Source organism: Sphingomonas sp. GW821-FHT10F09, assembly GCF_058809195.1.
Window position 1 is genome coordinate 487,746 of the sequence record NZ_JBXASI010000001.1, and the last position, 22,622, is coordinate 510,367.

Sequence of the window (22,622 nt, forward strand, 5' to 3'; positions counted from 1 at the left end):
GCACAATGAAGAGGGTACTGACGACTGCTACCTTGGCGCTGACCTCCTTCGCTGCGGCGGGGGCTGCCCCGCCGACGCCAGCTTATCGCGTCGCGGCTACCATTTCCGGTCCGGACGGCGAGGGATGGGACTATGCCCGCGTTGATCCAGTCGATCACCGCCTCTTCATCGCCCGGTCGACATCGGTCACCGTCATCGACACCAGAGGTGAGCGGGCAGTCGGATCGATCGGCACGATCGCGCACGGTCATGCGGTCGTACCGCTTCCCGGCGGGCGGCTCATGGCGACGAGCGGCGACGATGCCTCGGTCCGCTTTCTTTCAACCTCCGATGGACGCGAACTCGGTCGTGTAACGGTCGGCGAAAAACCTGACGCTGCGATCGTCTCGCGTGACGGCAAAACTGGCTTCGTGATGAATGCCAAGGCCGGTTCGGTATCGATCATCGACACGGCAGCGATGCGGACGTTGCGCACGGTGCAGCTCAAGCCGGGCCTTGAATATGCCGCGCTGACGCCGGACGGCACCCTGTTCGTGAACAACGAGGACGCAAACGAGATGGAGGTCGTCGACGTGCGGCGTGGCACAGCCGCTGCGCCGATCGCCTTGCCAGGGTGCGCCGAGCCATCTGGCCTTGCCTATGACGCGAAAACGGATCGCCTGGTTGCCGCGTGTGCCAACGGCAAGGCGGCCATCGTCACGGGCTCGAACCACAAACTTTCGCAGCTGGTCGACATCGGCGCAGGCCCGGATGCCGTGATTCTGGATCCGCAGCGTCGCTTGGCATTCATTCCCTGCGGCAAGGACGGAGTGCTGGACGTGCTGTCTCTCGAGGGCACCGTCGTGAAGCGCGTGGGCCGTATCAAGACTGCGGTGGGTGCACGGACGGGTGCGCTCGATCCAGATAGCGGTGCGATCTACTTGCCGACAGCATCGTTTGGCCTGCCAGCCAAACCTGGTGCCCGCCCGGTCGCAACGCCTGGCACGTTTAAGGTCCTGGTCGTGAAGCCGGCGTGACGGGACCACATGGAATAAGTCGGGTGACTGTCCCCATGCGGATACTCTACGGGGGCTCACTGCTCGCGCTGGGCGCAGGGCTTCTACTCGTCGCCGCGTCGCTCTTCGCGACAGGCCGGGTGACGGGTATCGATGCGGCCATTCTCGTGTGGGTGCGCGCGCGCACCGGCGATCATGGTCCGCTGATCGTGGCTTCCCGCGGTGCGACCATGATGGGTAACAACCTCACTTTGTGGATCGTGACCGCGATCGGGCTCGCATATCTAGCGAGCAGGCAACGCTGGCGGTTGTGCGCCTATCTTGCGAGCACGGCCGCAGGTGGGGCGATTATCGTCAGCGTTTTAAAGGCACTCGTGGATCGGCCCCGGCCGATGATTGTCGCGCATCTTGTCGATGTTCGAACGGCCAGCTTCCCGAGCGGGCACGCCATGGACTCCGCTTTCGTCTATGGCTCGCTAGCGATCGTCATGGCTGCGCAGGCCCGTCGAGGTCGTCGAGCGACTGTCGCAACTTCCGTTGCCATGTTGCTGATTTTCGCAATCGGGGCTTCACGGATCATTCTAGGCGTCCACTGGCCGACGGACGTGGCCGCTGGTTGGGCTATCGGCTTGGGCTGGACCGCTATCGTGACGCAGATTTTTTTTGGACCGATAACCTGAATTCCGCGCCGAGCAGTTGGCCGTCTCTCCGTTAGCGCATGATCGAAGAAAGGACGCTTGCGGTCATTTCGCGGCTGCCAACGAGCGTCGACGCATATTTGCGCAAGAAAACTGAAGCGCCAAGGACATCAAAATGAATGGGCTAAGCAATCTCATCGCGACGCTGGCGGGCTGGATCGTCGCCGTGATCGCTGCGACCGGATATATTGGCATCATCGGTTTGATGGCTCTCGAAAGCGCCTGCATCCCGCTGCCGTCTGAAATCATCATGCCGTTTAGCGGTTATCTGGTCTCGACCGGTCGCCTGGACCTGTGGCTGGTAGCGATTGCGGGAGCGGTTGGCTGTAATCTCGGATCAGCTCTTGCTTATGAGGCGGGGCGCCGCGGTGGTCGTCCCATGGTCGAGCGTTACGGACGCTGGCTTTTGCTCACACCCGAGGATCTTGACCGATCGGAACGGTTTTTCGAGCGCTTCGGCGGTGCGGCTGTTCTGATAGGTCGGATGTTGCCGGGCATCCGCTCGTTTATCGCGCTGCCTGCGGGGATCGCCCGGATGCCGTTGCTGCGCCTTCACCTCTACACCTTCATAGGGTCACTGCCTTGGTGCCTGGGGCTGGCCTATGCCGGCCAGGTGCTTGGGAGCCGCTGGAACACAGACCCAAGATTGTCGGCCTGGTTTCACAAGATCGACCTGTTCCTGCTGGGCGCGATCGTGCTGGCGGCAATATGGTTCGTCCGACGTCGCCTGACGGGGGTGCGAACTTCACGCGCCACAGAAACCGAATAAAAGTCGGGGGTGACCTCGGGACCCCTCGTCTGCAACCAGAGCGGGGGGCCGCTTCATTGGGACTTTGTATAGTCGCCTCCAGCAGCGCCCATGCTTTCGTGATTAAGCCGTCACGATGCGCCAGACCTTTTTTCTGATCCCGATCCTGCTTGCCGGTTGCGGCGAGAAGACCGCGAAGCCCCTCGCACCGCCTGCCCATGCCGAGACGATCGCGCACGAAAGCGAGCTGCTGAAGCTGACACTGACGCCCGAGGCGCAGCGTCGCCTGGGCATCAGCCTGGAGCGCGTCGGCGGAGGATCGGCCACCGCAACGCGTGAGGTGGCCGGCGAAATCGTGGTCCCACCGATGAGCGCCAATGGTGTGCCGGTCAACTCGACGACCAATCTCCAACAGATCGGCAGCCAGCAGGCTTCGGCCGATGCCGAACTGGCGCGCGCATCGGCGCAGGCTCGCCTCGCCCGGATCGCGCGCGACCGGGCCGAGAGCCTGGTGCGCGAGGAAGCCGGCAGTGTCCGGGCGCGCGACGAAGCAGCAGCAGCCCTCGCAGCAGCGCAGGCGGCATTAGGCGCGGCGCGTCAGCAGCGCCGGCTGCTTGGACCGGCGGTCGCCTCGCTCGGCGCGCAGCCCGTGCTATGGGTCCGGGCGTCGGTGTTCGGCAGCGACATGGGCGATGTGCGCCGCGAAGCCTCCGCCACGGTCCGCCCCCTAGGCGATGGCGGTACCCCCCGTTCAGCGCGCCCGGTGCAGGCACCGCCTTCGGCCAACACCGTCGCCGGCACCGTCGACCTCTATTACACGGTCGACAATCGCGACCGGGCTTTCCAGGTCGGCCAGCGCGTGTCGGTCGACCTGCCGCTCGCCGGGCGAACCGAGGGGCTATCGGTGCCGTCTGCCGCGATCCTGCGCGACATTCATGGCGGCGAGTGGGTCTATCAGCGGACCGCGCCCGACACCTTCGTCCGACAGCGCGTCGAGGTGGCATCGGAGAGCGGCGGACGGGTGCTGCTCGCGCGCGGACTGTCCGCCGGCGCGCAGGTCGTGACCGATGGCGCGGCGGAACTGTTCGGCACCGAGTTCGGGGCGGCGCACTGATGCTAGGCCGGCTCGTCCATTTCGCACTGGCGCAGCGCGTCCTCGTTCTCGCGCTCGCCGCGCTGCTGGTGGTGCTCGGGGTCCGCGCCGGGCGCGACGTGCCGCTCGACGTGTTCCCCGAGTTCGCACCGCCGATGGTGGAAATCCAGACCGAGGCGCCGAGCCTGTCGACCGAGGAAGTCGAGAGCCTGGTTACGGTGCCTATCGAGACTGCGGTCAACGGCGTCCCCGGCCTGATGACGCTGCGATCCAAGTCGGTGCTGGGCCTGTCGTCGGTCCAGATCCTGTTCGAGCGCGGGTCCGACGTGATCCGCGCCAGGCAGATGGTCGGGGAACGGATCGCGCAGGTGCAGCCGCGCCTGCCGCTCGCGGCGCGCCAACCGGTGCTGATGCCGCCGCTGTCCTCGACCAGCCGTGCGATGAAGGTCGGACTGTCGTCGACGAAACTCGATCAGATGCAGTTGTCCGAGCTGGTCCGCTGGACGATCCGGCCACGGCTGATGGCGGTGCCCGGCGTCGCCAACGTGGCGGTCTGGGGCCAGCGCGACCGGCAGTTACAGGTGCTGGTCGATCCCGATCGCCTGCGCGCTTCCGGCGTGACGCTGGCGGAGGTACGCGCCGCGGCGGGCGACGCGGTTCTAGTCGGGGGCGGCGGGTTCGTCGACACGCCCAACCAGCGGTTTGCGGTTCAGCAGGCGGGCACCGTCCAGACCGCGGCCGACCTCGCCCGGGCGATCGTCAAGCAGGCAGGCGAAGCGCCCGTGCGGGTCGGCGACGTCGCGCGCGTGGTCGATGGCTTCAACGCGCCGATCGGCAACGCCATCATCGACGACGGCCCCGGCATCATGCTGATCGTCGAGAAACAGCCGACCGCCAACACGCTGGAGCTGACCCGCGCGGTCGAGGCCGCGTTCGCAGAACTGAAGCCGGGCCTGAAGGATGTGAAGGTCGACACGACCATCTTCCGTCCCGCGACATTCATCGAACGCTCGATCGACAACCTCACCCGCGCGCTGATGATCGGCTGCGCGTTGGTCGCGGCGGTGCTGTTCGTGTTCACCCGGGACTGGCGGCAGGCGACGATCAGCCTCGTCGCGATCCCGCTGTCGCTGCTCGGCGCGGGACTGATGCTGTTGTGGTCAGGCGCGACGATCAACGTGATGATTATCGCCGGCCTCGTCATCGCGCTGGGCGAAGTGGTCGACGATGCGATCATCGACGTGGAAAATATCGCGCGCCGTCTGCGGCTGAACCGCGAGTCCGCCGATCCGAAGCCCGCGTTCGCGGTGGTGCTGGCCGCGTCGCTGGAGGTGCGCTCGGCGGTGGTGTTCGCCTCGCTGATCGTGATGCTGGTGTTCGTGCCCATCTTCTTCCTGGGCGGCGTGGCAGGCACCTTCTTCCAGCCCCTCGCCATCGCCTATGTGCTGGCGATCGGCATGTCGCTGCTGGTCGCGCTGACCGTCACGCCGGCGATGTGCCTGCTGCTCCTGCCGAACGCGCCGCTGGCCGAAGAGCGCGACACCCGCATCGTCGCCGCACTGAAGCGGCGCTATGTCGGCTTCCTGCCGCGCGTCGTCGGGCGGCCGGCGCTGGCGGTAGGGATCGTTGCGGGCGGGCTGCTGCTGGCGGGGGTTGGCTATGCGACCTTCAAGGACCAGTTCCTGCCCGACTTCCGCGAAACCGACTTCCTGATGCACTTCGTCGAGAAGCCGGGCACGTCGATCGAGGCGATGGACCGTATTACGATCCGCGCGTCGAAGGAACTGCGCAGCATCCCCGGCGTGCGCAACTTCGGCGCGCATATCGGTCGCGCCGAGCAGGCCGACGAGGTGGTCGGCCCCAACTTCACCGAACTCTGGATCAGCCTTGAGGAGAATGCCGATTACGATGCGTCGGTGAAGCGGATCAAGGAGGTGGTCGAGGGCTATCCCGGCCTCTACCGCGATGTGCTGACCTATCTGCGCGAGCGGATCAAGGAGGTGCTGACTGGTGCCGGGGCGACCATCGTCGTCCGCATCTACGGCCCCGACCAGGCGGAGCTGCGCGCGGCCGGCGCGCGTGTTCGGGACGCGATCGGCGGTATTCAGGGCGTGTCCGACCTGAAGCTGGAGAGCCAGGTGCTGGTCCCGCAAATCCGCATCCGCCCGCGCGCCGGCGAACTGGCCCGGCTCGGGCTGACCGCGGGCGAGGTCCGCCGGCAGGCGCAGATGCTGGTCGCGCAGGCCAAGGTCGGCGAAATCTACCGCGACCAGCGCGCGTTTGACGTCGCGGTTTGGGGTGAGCCGGCGGTGCGGAACAGCGTCCATGCGCTCCGCGACCTGATGATCCAGGCACCCGTCACCGGCGCGCCGGTGCGGCTCGGCGATATCGCCGACATCGAGATCGCGCCCGCGCCCAACGAGGTGAAGCGCGAGAACGGCCAGCGGCGGCTCGACGTCACGATGAACGTGGCGGGCGCGGACCTCGGCACAGTGGCGGAGGCGGTTGGCGCTGCGGTCGCGAAGGTGCCGTTCGCGACCGGGTATCACCCGCAGGTGCTGGGCGAATATGCCGCGCTAAAGGAATCGCGCAGCCGGCTGTGGAGTATCGGCGCGCTCTGCCTCGTCGGCATCCTGCTGCTGGTGTGGATGGAGTTCCGCTCGCGCCGTATCACCGCGCTGGTCGCCGTCAGCCTGCCGTTCGCGCTGGTCGGGGGCGTGGTCGCGGTCGCGCTGACCGGCGGGGTGCTATCGCTGGGGTCGCTGGTCGGGTTCGTCACCGTCATCGGCATCGCCGCGCGCAACGGCATCATGCTGCTATCGCACTATCAGCATCTCGAACGCCACGAGGGGATGACCTTCGGCCGCGAACTGGTGCTGCGCGGAGCGGAAGAGCGGTTGGTGCCGATCCTGATGACCGCCGCTTGCGCCAGCCTCGCGCTGGTGCCGCTTATCGTCGCGGGCAACGCGCCGGGGCACGAGATCGAGCATCCGATGGCGATCGTGATCCTCGGCGGTCTCATCTCGTCGACCGCGCTCAACCTGCTGCTGCTGCCCGTGCTCTACGCTCGCTATGGCGAGGAACGCGCCGTGCCGCCTGCTGCCGCACACAAGGAGGCGCTGGCATGATCCGCCGCCTGGCCCCCGCCGCAGCCCTACTCGCATCCGCCTGCATGAGCGTGCCCAAGCCGCCGCCCACTGTGGCGCCGGACAGCGCCACCGGGGCATTCGCGTCGCTTCCGGTGGCCTCGATCGCGCCGGTGCCCGACGACTGGTGGCGGCTCTATGACGATCCTGTGCTCGACGGATTGGTGCGCTCGGCCTTGACCGCCAACGCGGACCTTCGGGTCGCCTATGCCAATCTCGATGGCGCACGCGCGGCCTTACGACAGGCACGGGCGGCGCGGTTGCCGCAGACGACGATCGAGAGCGCGCTTGGCGTCGACAACCCCGCCGGACAGCCGAGTGCGTCGGGCAATGTGCCGACGACGGATTACGATATCGCCGCAACCGCGAGCTGGGACCTCGACCTGTTCGGCCGGCTTCGCTCGGCCGCGACCGCGGCGGGCGCTGATACCGAGGCGCAAGTGGCCGTCGTCGACGGACTGCGCGTTGCGGTCGTTGCCGATACCGTGCTGGCCTATGTCGACCTGTGCGGATCGACCCGCGCCATCGCCACCGCGCGCGAGATCGCTGCGGCGCAGGACCGTTCGGTCGCTCTCGTGCGCGAGCAGTTGCGTGCCGGCGAGGTGTCGCCGCTGGAAGTCTCGCAGGTCGCGACGATCGCCGCTGCCACTCGTGCCGCCATCGCCCCGTTCGAGGCGCAGCGCGCCAATGCGCTGTACCGGCTCGCGACGCTGCAGGGGCGCCCGCCCGCCGAAGCGCGCGCCTACCGCTTCGCCTGCACCGCCGCGCCCCGTCTGCGTGGGGCGGCACCGGTCGGCGACGGCACCGCGCTGCTGCTACGCCGTCCCGACGTACGCGAAGCAGAGCGCCGCCTTGCCGCCGCGGCCGCACGGATCGGCGTGGCACGCGCGGACCTCTATCCACGGGTCAATCTGGGCGGGGCTGTCGGGTTGCTGTCCGGCGGGATCAGTGCGGCGGTGACGCCGCTCGTCAGCTGGGCCTTTCCCAACCAGGCACCGGCACGCGCACGTCTCGAACAGGCCCGCGCGACCGAGCGCGCGGTGCTGGCCGGGTGGGACGTGGCGGTGCTGCGGTCACTGCGCGAGGTCGAGACGGCCTTGGCGACCTACGATGCCGAAACCCGTCGCAACCGCGATCTGGCGACCGCCTCGCGCGAGGCGCAGGCCTATGCGCGGCGGGCCGCTGTCCGGGTCCGCCTCGGCGATGCGCCCGGCCTGCTTCAGGTCGACGCGCAGCGCGCGGCTGCATCGGCGACCCTCCAACAGGTCCAGTCCGATCTAGCGGTGTCGCAGAACGAGGTCGCTCTGTTCCGCGCCTTAGGCGGCGGTTGGCGAACCGACGCCGCTACGCGATAATCGGGCAATGCGGATATTGATCGTCGAGGATGATGCCGACACCCGCGCCTTCGTAGCGCAGGGGCTGGGGCAAGCAGGACACCAGGTCGCGGTCAGCGAGGATGGCCGCGACGGGCTGTTCCAAGCGACCGGCGGCGGGTTCGACGCGATCGTGGTCGACCGGATGCTGCCCGGCCTCGACGGGCTGGCACTGGTGAAGGCGTTGCGCGCGGCGGGCGATGCGACGCCGGTTCTGATGCTGACCGCGGTCGGTGGTATCGCCGATCGCGTCGAGGGACTGGAGGGCGGGGCCGACGACTATCTGGTCAAGCCCTTCGCCTTCTCCGAACTGGCCGCCCGCCTCAATGCGCTGGCGCGCCGGCCTTCCTCACGCGGCGATGACACGCATCTGCTGCGGGTCGGCGATATCGTCCTCGACCTGCATCGCCGCACGGTCGAGCGCGATGGTCGGCGCGTCACCCTGCAACCCCGTGAGTTTGCGTTGCTCGCGGAGCTGATGCGCAATCCGCGCCGGGTGATGACGCGCACCATGCTGCTGGAGCGGGTGTGGGATTTCGACTTCGACCCGAAGACCAACATCGTCGAGACGCATCTGAGCCGGCTGCGCTCCAAGCTCAACGCCGGTTTCGACGCCGATGCGATCGAGACGGTGCGTGGTGCCGGCTACATGATCCGGGGCGAATAGATGCTCACCCGCCTGTGGCGCTCGACCTTCGGCATCGTTGTGCTTGTCGCGCTGGCGTTCAGCGCCGCGACGCTGGCGATCGGTGCCGTCGCCTATGAAGTGACGCATGAGGCACTGGAGGAGCAACTGGACCATCGGGTCGCGGTGGAGACCCGCGCGCTCGTCGCAGAAGCGCGCGAAGGTGGTCTGGCGGCGGTGTCCGAGGCAATCCACCTACGCGAGGATGCGCGCAACGAAGCGAGCCTTGATTATCTGCTCGTTGACCGCGCCGGGCGGCCGATCGCCGCGACGATCACGCCGCTGACGCCGGTCGAGCCAGGCTATCAGGAGCATTTCGGCTTCCGACGCGGCAACGTGACCGGCGTCGGTCAGGCGCTCGCGACACCGCTGCCCGGCGGGATGCTCGTCGTCGTCGCTGATCGACGTGACCTTGCCGCGATCGACCGGACACTGGCGTCGCTGTTCGCCACCGCGCTTGCGGCGATGCTGGCGCTGGGGATCGGCGCAGCCGTGCTGGTCGGATGGCTAACCCGGCGTCGCCTCTCGCGCATCGATGCCACGGCGCAGGCGATCATCGCCGGAGACCTAGCGCAGCGGGTGCCGCGCGACGGGTCGGACAGCGAGTTCGATCGCCTCGCCGCCACGCTCAACCGGATGCTTGATCGCATCGCCGCGCTGATGGATAATCTGCGGCAGGTGTCGACCGACGTGGCGCACGACCTGCGCACCCCCCTTACCCGCCTGTGTAACCAGCTTGATCGCGCTGCGACCGGGGACACAGACGCGATCGAGGCCGCCCGCCGTCAGGCCGACGATCTGCTGGAGATATTCGCCGCGCTGCTGCGCATCGCCGAAGTCGAAGGGTTGGCTGAACGTCGAGCGTTGGGAGCGGTCGATCTGTCGGCGCTGCTGGAGGACATGGCCGAAACTTATCGTCCCGACTTCGAGGCTGCCGGCCATACGCTGACGATCGACGTCATGCCCGGACTGCATATTGAGGGCGACCGGCGCCTGCTAGCGCAGGCATTGTCGAACCTTCTGGAGAATACGTTGCGGCACACACCGGCCGGCACCGCCGCGAAGCTCTCCGCTAAGGTGTCGCATGATGCGATTGAAGTGACGCTGGAGGATAACGGCCCGGGTGTTTCCCCCGCCGATGCCGAACGGCTGTTCCAGCGGTTCGCCCGTGCGGAGGCGTCCCGAACTACCGATGGACACGGCCTTGGCCTCGCGCTGGTTCGCGCCGTCGCTATCGGCCACGGTGGCGATGCTGCCCTTACGCAATCCGGGAACGGTTTCGGCGTTACATTGCGATTGCCCGGCATAGTTTGAATACGGATCCTGCTGAGAATCCCATAACCCGGTTGCGGCGGCTTTTTTGGAAACCCGGCGGTGTCCCATTTCCCAATCGTTTGCGGGACACTTCGAAAGGCAGCTTTCGGCTGCAACTGCCGTTCGGCGGCCCCGTCGCGAACGACAGTTAAGTCCCATGCCGAGCCGGCAGCAGTCGACCAAGGCGTCGTTCGCCGGACCGGCTTGAACGGCAGCTTTTGCGAAAACCTGCAATTCGCAAGATGTGCGGCAGCTCGGCGGCGAGGTCGAGGAATTTCCACACGCGTGTTCGCACCCCGTCATTCCTATGAAGAAGGCGCTTATTGCCGTAGGGATGTCTCAAAGCTGGCAGTAACGTTACGCGGACGCGATAGACGAACAAGGGAGTGGATATGAGTTCAGGAGAAGCCGCAGATAGCGAGAGCCTGCCGCCTTCCCGGCCGCTGCATCTGCTGACCACGGACATCCTGCTCGCGGACCTGATCTCGGGGCGCGCCATCGTGACAAGCGAGGGGCATTCGCTTTCGCTGGGGACGGATCACGCTCGCTCGGCGCTGAACTGGTATCGCCGAAATCGGCCAAAATGGACAGGTAACGTCATGGCGGCCGATTGCGAGGCGATCATCGACGCGATTGGATCGGCGCCGCCCGAGTTGCCCGCACCAGTCGCGGCGGCCGCTTCGGATATTAAGCACCTAAGGTTGGTGCGGATGGTGGCTCACCGTTTCGCCGGTCTGCATGCCTATGGCACCGCAAGCGACGCGCCGAACGACTTCGTTTTCGAGCCCGACAAGCCGATCACCCTGTTCGAGGGCTGGAACGGCTCGGGCAAGACGTCGCTCGCCAACGCTATCATTTGGTGCCTGACCGGTCAGTTGCTGCGGCCGCAGCGGCTACCTGAGCCGGGCGACAAGGAGTTCGACTGTCTGGTGGAGCATCGCGAGGAGGAGTCGAGCGCGCACGCGATCAGCCCTGTGACGCCGCTGCCGCATGCCCAGGACTGGACGCCCGACGCCGCTGCGAAGGTCATCCCCACTGACACATGGGTTGAGCTCACCTTCGCCGATGCAAGCGGCACAGTCCTGCCGCCCATCCGGCGAACGCAGTCCCGCAAGCCAAACGGCAAGCTGACCGAAACCGCATCTGATCCAGCTTCGCTCGGCGTCGATCCTGTCGCATTTCGGCTTGGAACTACCATGCCGGGCATCCTGCCGTTCCTGCAGATTGGCAGCAGTTCCGAGTTGGGCCTGGCGATTGCCAAGCTGACGGGGCTCGCCGATCTCGTCGCACTCGCCCGGCATGCCGAACGAGCCTCGACCAAGATTGGCGGTGCAATCCTCGGCGAGCGCCAGCAGGAGCTTGAGCGCATCGAAGCCGACTTCGTCGTCCACCACACCGACCTTGCCGATCGGATCGAAGCTTTTTCGGCAATGCGGCCGCCCGAACCGTTGCCGGTATCGCGCGACGCGGATGCCGCCGACGCGCTGACGCGTATCTCCGCCCATTTCGAGCGTCTCAAGGCAGAAGGCCTCGCCGATGCGCGCAGCGTGCTGGGGCAGTCATTCGATCCAGAGGATGCCAGTCAGCGCAAGGATCTCGAGGAGTGCGTCGGCCCTGCTGTCGAGCAGCTGCGGCTCGTGCGTACGCTTCCTGCCATCGAACGGATCGGCAAGCTCAAGCTGGATGACGATTCCACCAACGCGGTGAGGGCACTCCTCGCAGAATTGCGGGCCGAGGCCAGCGAGCTCGCCGAGCTTGCCGCGAATCCGGTGTTAGCAAAGCGTACCCAGCTCTACGCGCGTGTCGCGGCATGGATGACTGAGCACGGAACCCCGCATGAGGAGAATTGCGCCGTGTGCCGGCACAGCCTTTCCGGCGTGATCGACCCCGATACCGGCACGCCTGTCGCCGAGCATCTGGCCCAGCTACGCGAAGGCGGCGGCGCCGTTGCCAAGGCGATCAGCCAATGGGCGACCGACTGGTCCGGCGCGCTCGCGCGGGACCTTTCCGAGCAGCTTCGTGGCACGCTGTCCCATGATCTGCCGGCCAGCCCGGCCGCCCTCCTCCGCCAGGGGCTTGGAGAAGAGCTCTTCGACACCGAACCGTTCAGCGGCACGCTAGCCACGCTCAAGCCGCTCGCCCTGTCGCTGGTTGATCGGGCATCCGCGGAGTTGCCGCCGTTCCTGGAGCCCGAGATTGAAGCGCTTCCGCAGCGGATCGCCGAGGCCGCGCGCTCACTCACGACGACCGTCGCCAAGATCGAGCGGGCGCTCGCCTTCAGCGACTGGATGACAGCAAATCCCGGTGCGCTCCGAGGAGCACTCGACGCGGTTCGCGGCGCCGCCGGCGACGGACCGGATGCGCCTGCCGCCGGAGTATCGCTAGGCGCCAGTCTCCAGCGGCTGGATTTCATCGTGAAAGGCGTCGCGCCGATCGGCGCGGCGACCCAGCTCGTCCAGCGCATGCGGACCAGCCTGGATGCGAGGACGAAGAAGGTCAGGCGCATCGCGGCCTGTCACGACACAGCACGCGCGCTCGACGCGATCGTGCCGGTTGGCGCGCTCGCTCAGGACCAGGTCGAGGGTCTCCGAAGGCAGCTCCATGACCGTGCCGAATATTGGCGCGATCAAATCTACCAGAACGCCAGCTCCTTCTCACCACGCCCCCTGGCATCAGGAATGAGCGCTCAGGGGGTGATCGAAATCCATGTTGGACGCGGCATGGTCCAGGCACCCGCCCAGCATGTCTCGAACGCCTCGGCGCTGCGCGCAGCGCTTACGGGCTTCTACCTCGCCTTTCGCGAGCACGTCCTCGCGACCAGCGGCGGACTGACGACCCTGGTTCTCGACGATCCCCAGGATCTGCTCGACTATGACAACCGCCAGCGCCTCGCGCGGGCGATCGCGCAGCTGGCAAATGATGGTGCCCAGATCGTCGCCACGACGCATGACCGCAGCTTCGCCCGCACCGTCGTGCAAGAGACGCGCGCCGCCGACCTCATCGCCCATCGCGCCGTGCACCCCGTGAACATCTCGCGGGCAACGCTCGAGACCTCGCTCGCCGTGGACGAGCTGGACCGCAAGCGGCAGGCCTTCGTCGCGAATGTCGATAGTGCGCCGCAGGCGCAGGACTATGCCAATGAGGCCCGCATCTTCATCGAGGCGCGCTTGGGAGACCTCTTCGATGATCCCGCCTATCCCGCGCATTCCGCGCCCACGCGCGCTCCGACACTGGTCCCCTTGTTCGACCGGCTGCGCACGCTGGTGAGCGGACGCTCGAACGAACTGTTCAAGAGCCCGATCCTCGCCGCGTTCTGCGCCGATCCGGGGATGGCCTCCGGCGCCGAGGCACGGCGCATCCTGAACCAGTCGCATCACGACAAGGCCTCGATCAGCTATGTCGATGTCGATCGCGTCGACGCCGATCTGAAGCGCCTGCGGGTCGGGATCGAGCGGGTGCATGGTGAGTTCAGGCGCTATCGCTGGCGCGAGCCGCTTACGCCCGAAGTGCTCGACAACGTCGTGACGCTGGTGCCCGTGCAGACACCGGCCTTCTCCCTGCCTGTCAGCCAGGATATCGCGGCCTTTACGGGACATATCCCTTCGGGCGGCAGCCAGGCGGAAGATGATGAATTTCTGTCGAGCGCGTGGTTCGGCAACAAGGCGCTGTTCTATATTCGCCACGACACGATGGGGTTCGCGATTCCGGCTGGATCGGTGGCTATCGTCGAGGCGGCGCCCAGCGCCGTGCGCGACCATAGCCTTGTCGTTGCGCGCCGCGGTTCTCAGGCCTTCGCGCGGCGCCTGCTGCGTCCGCGCAATGGCGAGGGGTTCGCCCTCGCTGCCGAGGCGACCGATCCCCGCCGGAGCCGCCCGACGCTCGCCTTCGAGGATCACGGCATCGATACCCACCGCGTGGTCGGCGTGCTCTTCAGCCACCTCCCGCCGCCCGAAGGCCGCGAGGAGGCGATCGAGATCTCGAGCGACCCGATCCTGGCAAGGGTCGAGGTTGCCTACCGCGTGCGAGAAGAAAGCGCGGTGCCGCTGGCGCTGCCGGGACAAGTCATCCTCGGCGGGCCGAGGCTCACCGCCGCCGATTTGGGAAGAATGGAACGACAGATCGTCGCACTGACGTTGAACGATGGCACCAGCCTCCTCAAGCGCGTGGGATCGCCGGTCTCGTCGGCGCTTCCTTACCTTCGCCAGTTTGAGACGATCGGGGGGCTGGGGGACTCGGCGGTCATCGCCACCGAAGAGATTGAGGATGCACCTGACCTGCCAGTGATGGCCTATGCGCGCCCGATCGTCGGTGTGATCTACGACCATTCGTGATCGCGTGGGAATTACCAGCCGTCAGACTGGCCGCGGTCTTACTTCAGATGCCCATGGCCGCGCGCAGCTCGGGAACCGTCACGCGCTCGGCCTGATAGGCGTCCTCGAATCCTGCGATCGGTGAGATCGGCATCAGCTCGGGCTTCGCAAAGGGCTGGCCTTCTAGGTGCAGGATCAATGCCTGGGCGAGATTGACGATGTTGATCCAGCGATGGGCGATCCCGTAGAGCATGCCCACCTTGTCGGCGGGAAGGTCGATCTTGCCGGTCTTGCGTCCGAGCGAGCGCGGTGAGGTTTCGTTCAAGAAGGCCAAATTCTCGATTGTGGTGAGATCCCGAAACCGGCGCATCTCGTCCCAGAGCCGCGACAGCGCGTCATAGGCGGGGCTCTGCACATAGGAGCCCTTCTCGCGGTCATAGTCGAGGAAGATCGTGGAGGTGAGCGCGTCGTTGATGACGACCGGCTCGAAGGTCACCCCCATCACCTGGTAGAAGATGGTGGCGAACGTGTTCCAGGCCTTCAGATCGACCGTGATCCAGCCTGCGTCCCTGATTTCCACCGTGATCGGATGTTCTTCCAGGCCGCGCTTCAGGCCGGCTCTCAGATCGAGCACCTTGCCTTTGTACTTGGTGAGCAGGGCACTCATTACGATCAGCAGCTCATGCTGCAGCGCCTTGCGATAGGCGGCCTCCTCGGAGGTGAGGCCGGTGAAGGCGAGGGGTCCGAGAACATCGTGGATGTCGCGAAAGTCGCGGAACTGATGAATCCAGTTGCCGGTCGGCTTCGGGGTTCCTTTGCTTACCGCACGGCCCGTTTCGAGGTTGCGGCCGACCTCGGCGATGAACCCGCTCACAAAGGTAGCGTCGTTGGCGAATTTGCTCGGCGCCTGCGCCACCGCCTGCTTTTCGCTGTCGGTCAACGCCATGTCCGCCAGCAATCGCGCGAGCTCCTTGCGGTCTTCCTTGAGCTGCCAGACCTCGGAACGCACGAAGGTGACCATGCGCAGCTTGCGTTGCTGATGGAGCGCATAGGCGGTGCGATATTCCTGCTGGGTGATGCTCACCCGTGCATTAGGATCGTACCAGCCGCCGACCCGTGCTCCGATCAGCAGCACGAAATAGTCGGCCTGTTCGATATTGGTTAGGCATGCTTCGTAGCTGTGTTCGTCGAGATTGCCGCCAAAGTCGTTGAACTCGGACGCGAGCACGCGGCAACCGCGCTCTTCAAGGCTGAATTTTATCGCGCTGCGCAGATCGCGAAAGTCATAGATGGTGGATGACAGGAAGAAGGTCGGTCGATGGGCCATGTCGCTTTCGTTACTCCGGTGTGGACTGTCGGCAAGCGCATCCTGGTCTGCAAACGGCACGTTTGCGGTCGAAGCGCAAGGTCAGCCAGGCGAACGCTGAGTGTCGGCTATTGGCGAAACCTGCCGCTTGAGACGTAACGGAGGAACGACCGGTAAGTCCCAGATTGCGCCATTCCACGGTTGCCGGTCGAGACGTCGACCGGACATGAACGAATGTCTGAACTTGAGAGGTGGGAATGGGATCCCGAACGTCTGCAACTGGGTCTTAGTGCGATCCAAGAAAACCGTTCGTAAATAAAGGGGGCGGGGGGGGTAGATCAAAAATTCAAAGTCTACGATGATATAGGCAATTACATTGTCGTTCACTAAACGATGTAAGTGAATTACAGCTCGACTTTGCAAGCATATATAGCTTTGATCTATTAAACTGAACTATTGGACTACTTCAACGTCGGTCGTACTACCGTCGTGTAATGCTACTACAAGCGTCAAACAATCTCGAATATTGTTGCGTTCGCTATTCCGCCCCCCTCGCACATTGTCTGGAGGCCGTAGCGCGCGCCGCGCGCGCGTAACGCGTGAATGAGAGTTGCCGTCAACTTTGTCCCGCTTGCGCCCAATGGGTGGCCGAGGGCGATTGCGCCTCCGTTGACGTTCAGGCGGGAGGGATCAGCCCCGGTCGCCTTCAGCCATGCCAGCGGGATGGCCGCGAACGCCTCGTTCACCTCGTAGAGATCGATATCGGCAAAGGACAGTCCGGCCCGGGCCAGCGCCTTGGCCGTGGCGGGAATGGGTTCCTCCAGCATGATCACGGGATCGCCCGCGGTGACGGTGAGCGTGTGGACACGCGCGATCGGCGTGAGGTTGAAGCGCTTCAGCGCAGCCTCGCTAACAATCAGGACGCCGCTGGCGCCGTCGGTCATCTGGCTCGCATTCGCAGCGGTGATCGTGCCGCCCTCAACCAGTGGCTTGACCGCACCGATCGCCTCGATCGACGTGTCGAACCGGACGCCTTCGTCTTGCGTCACCGGGCCTGCCGAGGTGTCAACGGGAACGATCTCATGGGCGAACGCGCCGCGTTCGATCGCTGCTGCGGCGCGGCGATGGCTGTCAAGCGCGAAGGCATCCATGTCCCCGCGCGTCAGTCCGTATTTGTCGGCGACCATCTGCGCGCCGGTAAACTGGCTGAAGTCCGCGACATCATATCGATTGCGGATCGCCTCACTCCACGGACCGGTGCCGAGCCCGGCATCGGCGTGGAGGCGGAAATTCGATCCCATCGGGACCCGCGTCATGCTTTCGACGCCGGCCGCGATCACCACGTCCTGCGTGCCCGACATCACCGCCTGCGCGGCAAAATGCAGCGCCTGTTGCGACGATCCGCATTGCCGGTCGATGGTCACGGCGGGAACGCTGTCGGGTAGCCGCGAGGCCAGCACGAGATTGCGTCCGAGTGCGAACGCCTGCTCGCCAGCCTGGCTGACACAGCCCACAATGACGTCTTCGATCGCCGCGGGATCGATCCCCGTTCTATCCACGAGGGCGTTGAGAACGATGGCACCGAGGTCGGCGGGGTGAACTCCGGCGAGACGGCCTTTGCGACGTCCGCCCGGGGTGCGCAACGCATCGACGACGAAAGCATCTACCATTGATTTTCATCCCAATACAGGCGCCGCAAGGACTCTCGCGGTCGGAACGATCCTCTGCATCGCACGATCGCCACATCTGTGCAATTTGTCAACGCATGCATTGACACCTGTCAAAGCTTGCGTAAGTTTTGTCGTAGCGACCGCCTCAGCGAGGGCGGCGCGGCGAGGATGCAAACAGGAGGCTGACGATGCGCGGCACGATCAAGCGGGCCCCGATGACCAGGGGAATGCTAGCGAGTGGGATCTCGGCACTGGCGCTGCTCGCGCTGCCCGCGACGGCACAGACGGCGCCGGGTTCTACGTCGGGGCCGGAAGCGGCTGCGCAAGCCGATGCCCAGACCGAACCAGCTTCGACCGAACCAGCCTCGACCGGCGATATCGTTGTTACGGCCCGGCGGCGAAGCGAGAGACTGAACACCGTGCCAGTGATCGTCTCGGTCGTCGGCCAGGCGCAGATCGCCAACAACAACGCGACCGACCTCAGCAAAATCGGCGAACTGACGCCGACCGTCATCATCGGCGCGTACAAGTCGAACGGCGGGGGATCGATCGCGATCCGCGGGATCAGCTCGCCCGCCAACCAGGCCGGGTTCGAGCAGGCGGTGTCCGTCGCGATCGACGGCGTACAGACCAGCGACGGTCGTATCGCCCAGCTCGGCATCTTCGACGTGCAGCAGGTCGAGGTGCTGAAGGGCCCACAGGCATTGCTGTTCGGTAAGAACAATACGGCTGGCGTGATCTCGATCGCGACCGCCGATCCGACCAACCGGTTGGAAATCAGCGGGCGCACATCGTATGAATTCGTCGGCGACGAGAGCACGACGGACGTCGCGATCTCCGGGCCGCTTTCCGAGACGTTCGGGGCGCGTCTCGCGGTGCGTTATCGCAATCTCGACGGCTGGCTGCGCAATACCGCACGGCCGATCGCGAACCCCTTCTACCGCGCGGCGACTGGAGCCCCTGCGGGGGCGGCGCAATTGCCCGGCACCACAGATACGCGGCCGGGCGACAAGGAGATCCTGGCGCGATTGACGCTGAAGGGCGAGCCTTCGGACAATTTCACGTTCCGCGCCAAATCCTTCTTCGCCCGCAACAAGGACGCCGGGCCCGGCACCGCCACGCAGAATATCGGCCCCTGCACGGGCGCGACGCCGCGCATGTATGGCATCGCCGATCCGGCGGCCGACTGCGTGGTCGACAATCGAACGACGATCGGGAACCTGCCCGCCGCGATCTCGACGACGATGCGTGGCGGCACCGCGGACGGTTCGCCCTACGGCAAGCTGACGGTCCTGACGCAGGCGATCGATCTGGGCTGGAAGCTGGGTGCCGTGTCGATCGATACCACGACCGGTTACAATTACACGAAATATCGGTTCTTTTCGGGTCTGGACCAGACCAGCTACTCGCAGCTCGCATTCTTCAACGAGCAGCGCGCTGAGCAGTTCTCGCAGGAACTTCGCGTCACCAGCGACCTGCAGGGCCCGATCAATTTTATGGCCGGCGGGTTCTACCAAACGTCGCGATTGCACGACAACAACGACACCAAGCTGAACGACGGCAATTACAACGCCGCGGCCAACCGGTATTCGACATATGAGGATTTCAGCCTTCAGACCGGCAATACGCTATCGGGGTTCGCGCAGATCCTAGTAAAGCCGGTCGAAACGATCGAGATCGCGGGCGGTGCGCGGTACACGCGCGAGCGCAAGCGGTTCAGCAAGCAGAATCTTTATGGCATCGGCACGTTCAACACGCTGAACACCGTCTACCCCGGATCAAGCCGGGTCGGCTATCTGGAGGGGACGTTCGAGGACAGCAACGTCTCGCCCGAAGCGACGGTCACGTGGCGGCCCGACAGCAACAAGACGCTGTTCATCGCCTACAAGACCGGCTTCAAGTCGGGCGGTTTCGGGCTGACGAGCCCGCTCCAGACGGGGACGCGGATCGGCGATACCGATTTCGACTCCGAAAAGGCGCGCGGGTTCGAGGCTGGCGCAAAGGGGCTGTTCCTCGATGGCCGGCTACGCGTCAACGTTGCGGCGTTCGCGTACAACTTCACCGACCTGCAGGTGAACACCTATGATCCCGCGCGCGTCGCCTACACGATCAACAATGCCGGCGAAGTCCGTCAGCGCGGCGGTGAGGCGGAGGTGAACTACGCGCCCTTCCAGGCGCTGACGCTGCACGGTGCGATCGCCTATACGCATAATCGGTTCCGCAATTTCGTCGGGCAATGCTATGGCTATGCCTTCCCCACGGGTACGATCCGCGCGACCGCCACCGCCCCGGCGAACTGTTCGTTCGTCAACGCGACCGCGCTCACGCTGCAGCAGGATTTCAACGGGCGCGCGCCCGCCCGGTCCCCCGATTGGGCCGGCAATGGCGGAGCGGAAGTCACGATTCCGCTCGGCGCCTACAAGCTCGCCGTGACGGGCGACGCTTTCTACAGCGGCAGCTACTATGCGGCGGAAACGATGGCGCCATCGACGCTGCAGCGCTCGCTCTGGCGGTTCAACGCAAGCGCCCGCGTCGCCGAGATTGACGATCGCTGGTCGGTGTCGGTGATCGGTCGCAACCTGACCAACAAATATTATCTGCTCTACGCAGCCGACCGCACCGGGGGCGCGAGCGTTCCAGGCGCGATCAGCGAACAACGCGGCGTCATCGCGCGCGGACGTGAAGTCGCGTTGCAGCTTTCGGGGAAATTCTGATGGATGTGAACGATCTGCTTGTCACGCGCGACACCCCGGTCGGGTATGAACTGCAACCGCTCAAGAAGAAGGCGGCGATCCAGCTGATGGGATCGCGGTTGTGGGGGCGCTTCAATCCCAACCACTGGGATCCGGTCTATGCCGGCGCGACGGGGCTGAAGGCACCGATCCAGACCGGCGAGATGTCGTCCGCCTATATCGCGGAGATGTGCGTCAACCATTTCGGCGCGGCGATGTTCACCGGAGCGCGTGTGGTGTGCAAATACATCGCCTCGACGCTCGCGAACGAGGTCATCACGACGCACGGCGTGGTCCGCGAAAAGATCGTCAAGGGCGATGGTTTCCGGTTCGTCGTCGATGTCTGGGCGGACAACGAGGAGGGTGAGAAGAAGACCGTTGGCTTCGTCGAGGTCGATGTCGACGTGAAGGGAGATCGCGCATGAGCACCGACCAGTTGCGGCCCATGTCGCCGGTCCAAATCACACAGACGCGCAACTTCATTGACGGGCTCGAGGCTGGAGCCGCGACCTATTGGGACATGGTCGAGATCGGCGACGAATTGTCGCGTGAGCTGACGATCAGTCCCGAACTCGTGATTCTCTACGCGGACGGCGTCGAGGATTTCAATCCGTGGTACGAAGGCTGGCGGATGAACAGCTGGACGATCCCGGGCGAGTCCCCGTTTGGCGGCGCGATCGTGCCGCCCTTGCTGGTCTCGCATTTCGTGCTGTCGGTGCAGTTCGACCACACCAGGCCGTTTGCGATCGGATCGATCCACACCAACCATGATTCCGAGATCCTCGCGCCGATCCCGGTCGGCGCGACGGTGCGGATCACGACGCGCGCCACCGACAAATATGTGAAGCGCGAGCGGCGGTACGTCCGGCATGCCGTGACCGTCGAGGATGTCGCGAACGGCACGCTCTATTTCCGCGAGACGCGCGATATCCTGTCGCTATGAACGCGATGGTCGCAGACGGGCTGTTCGCGCTTCACGGCGACGAACCGCGGTTGATCGGTACGCGGTGCACCGCGTGCGAAGCGGTGTATTTCCCGCAGGCGCCGAGCTGTCGGAACCCCGACTGTCGGGAAAAGACGATCGAACGCGCGGTGCTGCCAACCCGCGGCATCCTCGTCAGCTATACCGTGCAGCGGTATCAGCCGCCGTCGCTGTTCCGGATCGACGATTGGCAGCCCTACGCGATCGGGCTGGTCGACCTCGGCGACGGGCTCGAGGTGATGGGCATGCTTTCGGGTTTTGCGCTCGACGGGATCGCGATCGGCGCGCCGGTTCGGCTGGCCGCCGAGCCGCTCTATGCGGATGCGGAGCGGGGCGCCGTGCTGACCTACAAGTTCGCGCCGGAGATCGAACCATGACTCAGCCCGTCTATGTGCTTGGGGCCGGTGCGCATCCGTGGGGCAAGTGGCCGGACACGCCGCAATTGCAGCTCGCGCTGGAGGCGATCGACCTCGCGCTCGCCGATGCGGGGCTCGGCTGGCGCGACGTTCAGGGTCTCGTCGCGGCGAGCTCGCGGTTCGAGGGCGGCATGGGCTGGGGGCTGCATGCCAACGAGATCGTCCAGGCGGTGGCCGAACAGGGCATCCCGTGCGTCAACGTCGGCGGCGCCTGCGCGGCCGGGGCGATCGCGTTCCACACCGCGCACGCGATGATCGCCAGCGGCGAGCACGAGGTGGTGTGCGTGATCGGCGCCGAACGGATGCCCAAGGGGTTCATCCCGCGCCCGCCCGGCAGCCAGGACGATATCAGCGACAGCGATTACCTGCGCTGGGTCGCGATGGGCGCGACCAACCCCGCCTATTGGGCGATCGAGGCACAGCGGCGGATGCACGAGCTCGGCACCAGCGAGGAGACGCTTGCGCGTGCCGCGGTGCTGATGCGCCGCAACGCCGCGGGGAATCGCCTGGCCCGGTTCCGCAAGGAAACGACGGTCGACGAAGTGCTCGCATCGCCGATGGTCGCCGATCCGCTGCGCCTGCTCCAGATCTGCCCGGTCAGCGACGGTGCGGCGGCCATCATCCTGGGCAGCGAGGCGTGGGTGAAGCGGACCGGACGCCTGGCCGTGGCGGTTGCGGGCTGCGCGATCGCAACGGGCAGTTTCGGCGATCCCGGCCGCCGGATCCCGACGATCGCCTCGAGCGTGCGCGCGGGCGTCACGCATACCAGCGAGGTCGGCAACGCGGTCGCGCGGGCCTGCGCGATGGCGGGGATCGGGCCCGAAGACGTCGACGTGCTCGAAATGGCGGACAATACCGCATGGCATATCCTCGCCTGGCCCGAGCAGTTCGGATTTTACGAGGCGGGCAAGGGTGACTGGATGCTCGAACGCGGCGAGCTCGATATCGGCGGGAAACTGCCGATCAACCCGAGCGGCGGATTCCTGTCGTTCGGCGAGGCAACCACCGCGCAGGCCGTGCTGCAGATCTGCGAACTGACATGGCAGCTGCGCGGACAGGCCGAAGGGCATCAGGTCCCCGGTGCGCGCATCGGCATGTCCGCGGTGCTGGGGCTCGGCGCGAACGGCGGCTCGGTCATCCTGAAGGCGTGAGGA

General features: G+C 65.7%; 16 protein-coding genes. 14 read left to right on the plus strand and 2 right to left on the minus strand.

From position 1 onward, the window contains the following. The first annotated feature begins 5 nt into the window (after positions 1-5). The 9 genes from AC1RTO_RS02330 (at position 6) to AC1RTO_RS02370 (ending at position 14,383) form a co-directional block, all read left to right on the plus strand. Positions 6-1,016 carry a YncE family protein gene (locus tag AC1RTO_RS02330; protein WP_493159323.1) on the plus strand — a complete coding sequence of 337 codons (1,011 nt, stop codon included), beginning with the start codon at positions 6-8 and terminating at the stop codon, positions 1,014-1,016. 35 nt (positions 1,017-1,051) lie between these two features. Beyond that, entirely contained in the window at positions 1,052-1,675 is a 624-nt protein-coding gene (locus AC1RTO_RS02335; RefSeq protein WP_493159324.1) for a phosphatase PAP2 family protein, read from the plus strand. A 133-nt stretch (positions 1,676-1,808) separates the two neighbouring features. Further along, complete coding sequence (locus tag AC1RTO_RS02340) at positions 1,809-2,462, plus strand: DedA family protein (protein WP_493159325.1); 654 nt, start codon at positions 1,809-1,811, stop codon at positions 2,460-2,462. Between the two features lie 115 nt (positions 2,463-2,577). Next, positions 2,578-3,555 carry an efflux RND transporter periplasmic adaptor subunit gene (locus AC1RTO_RS02345; protein WP_493159326.1) on the plus strand — a complete coding sequence of 326 codons (978 nt, stop codon included), beginning with the start codon at positions 2,578-2,580 and terminating at the stop codon, positions 3,553-3,555. Beyond that, positions 3,555-6,662 (plus strand): efflux RND transporter permease subunit, encoded by a 3,108-nt coding sequence (locus tag AC1RTO_RS02350; protein WP_493159327.1) that lies wholly within the window; start codon positions 3,555-3,557, stop codon positions 6,660-6,662. Before AC1RTO_RS02345 ends, AC1RTO_RS02350 begins: the two co-directional genes overlap by 1 nt. Continuing rightward, positions 6,659-8,035: an efflux transporter outer membrane subunit gene (locus AC1RTO_RS02355; RefSeq protein ID WP_493159328.1), complete on the plus strand. Its 1,377-nt coding sequence runs from the start codon at positions 6,659-6,661 to the stop codon at positions 8,033-8,035. Before AC1RTO_RS02350 ends, AC1RTO_RS02355 begins: the two co-directional genes overlap by 4 nt. A gap of 7 nt (positions 8,036-8,042) precedes the next feature. Continuing rightward, entirely contained in the window at positions 8,043-8,720 is a 678-nt protein-coding gene (locus AC1RTO_RS02360) for a response regulator transcription factor (protein WP_335306898.1), read from the plus strand. Next, positions 8,721-10,052, plus strand: a complete 1,332-nt coding sequence (locus tag AC1RTO_RS02365) for a sensor histidine kinase (protein WP_493159329.1) — start codon at positions 8,721-8,723, stop codon at positions 10,050-10,052. Between the two features lie 392 nt (positions 10,053-10,444). Beyond that, the gene (locus tag AC1RTO_RS02370; RefSeq protein WP_493159330.1) at positions 10,445-14,383 is read left to right on the plus strand and encodes an AAA family ATPase; all 3,939 of its coding nucleotides are present in this window, start codon (positions 10,445-10,447) and stop codon (positions 14,381-14,383) included. A 43-nt stretch (positions 14,384-14,426) separates the two neighbouring features. On the opposite strand, the gene AC1RTO_RS02375 is transcribed toward AC1RTO_RS02370, so the two are convergent. Together AC1RTO_RS02375 and AC1RTO_RS02380 are read right to left on the minus strand one after the other, a co-directional pair. Continuing rightward, a complete protein-coding gene (locus tag AC1RTO_RS02375; protein ID WP_493159331.1) occupies positions 14,427-15,689 on the minus strand; it encodes a DUF4062 domain-containing protein in 1,263 nt (420 codons plus the stop codon). A 488-nt stretch (positions 15,690-16,177) separates the two neighbouring features. Next, the gene (locus tag AC1RTO_RS02380) at positions 16,178-17,338 is read right to left on the minus strand and encodes an acetyl-CoA C-acetyltransferase (protein WP_493159332.1); all 1,161 of its coding nucleotides are present in this window, start codon (positions 17,336-17,338) and stop codon (positions 16,178-16,180) included. 419 nt (positions 17,339-17,757) lie between these two features. Here AC1RTO_RS02380 and AC1RTO_RS02385 point away from each other — a divergent pair, with 419 nt between their 5' ends. Genes AC1RTO_RS02385 through AC1RTO_RS02405 form a run of 5 tightly spaced genes read left to right on the plus strand, consistent with a single transcriptional unit; the run spans position 17,758 to position 22,619 of the window. Continuing rightward, positions 17,758-20,052 (plus strand): TonB-dependent receptor, encoded by a 2,295-nt coding sequence (locus tag AC1RTO_RS02385; protein ID WP_493159333.1) that lies wholly within the window; start codon positions 17,758-17,760, stop codon positions 20,050-20,052. Beyond that, a complete protein-coding gene (locus tag AC1RTO_RS02390) occupies positions 20,052-20,495 on the plus strand; it encodes a MaoC family dehydratase (RefSeq protein WP_493159334.1) in 444 nt (147 codons plus the stop codon). Before AC1RTO_RS02385 ends, AC1RTO_RS02390 begins: the two co-directional genes overlap by 1 nt. After that, the gene (locus AC1RTO_RS02395) at positions 20,492-21,013 is read left to right on the plus strand and encodes a MaoC family dehydratase (protein WP_493159335.1); all 522 of its coding nucleotides are present in this window, start codon (positions 20,492-20,494) and stop codon (positions 21,011-21,013) included. Before AC1RTO_RS02390 ends, AC1RTO_RS02395 begins: the two co-directional genes overlap by 4 nt. Then, complete coding sequence (locus tag AC1RTO_RS02400) at positions 21,010-21,429, plus strand: Zn-ribbon domain-containing OB-fold protein (RefSeq protein WP_493159336.1); 420 nt, start codon at positions 21,010-21,012, stop codon at positions 21,427-21,429. The genes AC1RTO_RS02395 and AC1RTO_RS02400 overlap by 4 nt, the downstream gene beginning before the upstream one ends. After that, positions 21,426-22,619: a lipid-transfer protein gene (locus AC1RTO_RS02405; RefSeq protein ID WP_493159337.1), complete on the plus strand. Its 1,194-nt coding sequence runs from the start codon at positions 21,426-21,428 to the stop codon at positions 22,617-22,619. The genes AC1RTO_RS02400 and AC1RTO_RS02405 overlap by 4 nt, the downstream gene beginning before the upstream one ends. Positions 22,620-22,622 lie beyond the last annotated feature (3 nt).

Excerpts from the sequence above, each read along its gene's own strand:
- AC1RTO_RS02330 (WP_493159323.1), top strand. The coding sequence starts at position 6 with ATGAAGAGGGTACTGACGACTGCTACCTTGGCGCTGACCTCCTTCGCT.
- AC1RTO_RS02335 (WP_493159324.1), top strand. The coding sequence starts at position 1,052 with ATGCGGATACTCTACGGGGGCTCACTGCTCGCGCTGGGCGCAGGGCTT.
- AC1RTO_RS02340 (WP_493159325.1), top strand. The coding sequence starts at position 1,809 with ATGAATGGGCTAAGCAATCTCATCGCGACGCTGGCGGGCTGGATCGTC.
- AC1RTO_RS02345 (WP_493159326.1), top strand. The coding sequence starts at position 2,578 with ATGCGCCAGACCTTTTTTCTGATCCCGATCCTGCTTGCCGGTTGCGGC.
- AC1RTO_RS02350 (WP_493159327.1), top strand. The coding sequence starts at position 3,555 with ATGCTAGGCCGGCTCGTCCATTTCGCACTGGCGCAGCGCGTCCTCGTT.
- AC1RTO_RS02355 (WP_493159328.1), top strand. The coding sequence starts at position 6,659 with ATGATCCGCCGCCTGGCCCCCGCCGCAGCCCTACTCGCATCCGCCTGC.
- AC1RTO_RS02360 (WP_335306898.1), top strand. The coding sequence starts at position 8,043 with ATGCGGATATTGATCGTCGAGGATGATGCCGACACCCGCGCCTTCGTA.
- AC1RTO_RS02365 (WP_493159329.1), top strand. The coding sequence starts at position 8,721 with ATGCTCACCCGCCTGTGGCGCTCGACCTTCGGCATCGTTGTGCTTGTC.
- AC1RTO_RS02370 (WP_493159330.1), top strand. The coding sequence starts at position 10,445 with ATGAGTTCAGGAGAAGCCGCAGATAGCGAGAGCCTGCCGCCTTCCCGG.
- AC1RTO_RS02375 (WP_493159331.1), bottom strand. The coding sequence starts at position 15,689 with ATGGCCCATCGACCGACCTTCTTCCTGTCATCCACCATCTATGACTTT.
- AC1RTO_RS02380 (WP_493159332.1), bottom strand. The coding sequence starts at position 17,338 with ATGGTAGATGCTTTCGTCGTCGATGCGTTGCGCACCCCGGGCGGACGT.
- AC1RTO_RS02390 (WP_493159334.1), top strand. The coding sequence starts at position 20,052 with ATGGATGTGAACGATCTGCTTGTCACGCGCGACACCCCGGTCGGGTAT.
- AC1RTO_RS02395 (WP_493159335.1), top strand. The coding sequence starts at position 20,492 with ATGAGCACCGACCAGTTGCGGCCCATGTCGCCGGTCCAAATCACACAG.
- AC1RTO_RS02400 (WP_493159336.1), top strand. The coding sequence starts at position 21,010 with ATGAACGCGATGGTCGCAGACGGGCTGTTCGCGCTTCACGGCGACGAA.
- AC1RTO_RS02405 (WP_493159337.1), top strand. The coding sequence starts at position 21,426 with ATGACTCAGCCCGTCTATGTGCTTGGGGCCGGTGCGCATCCGTGGGGC.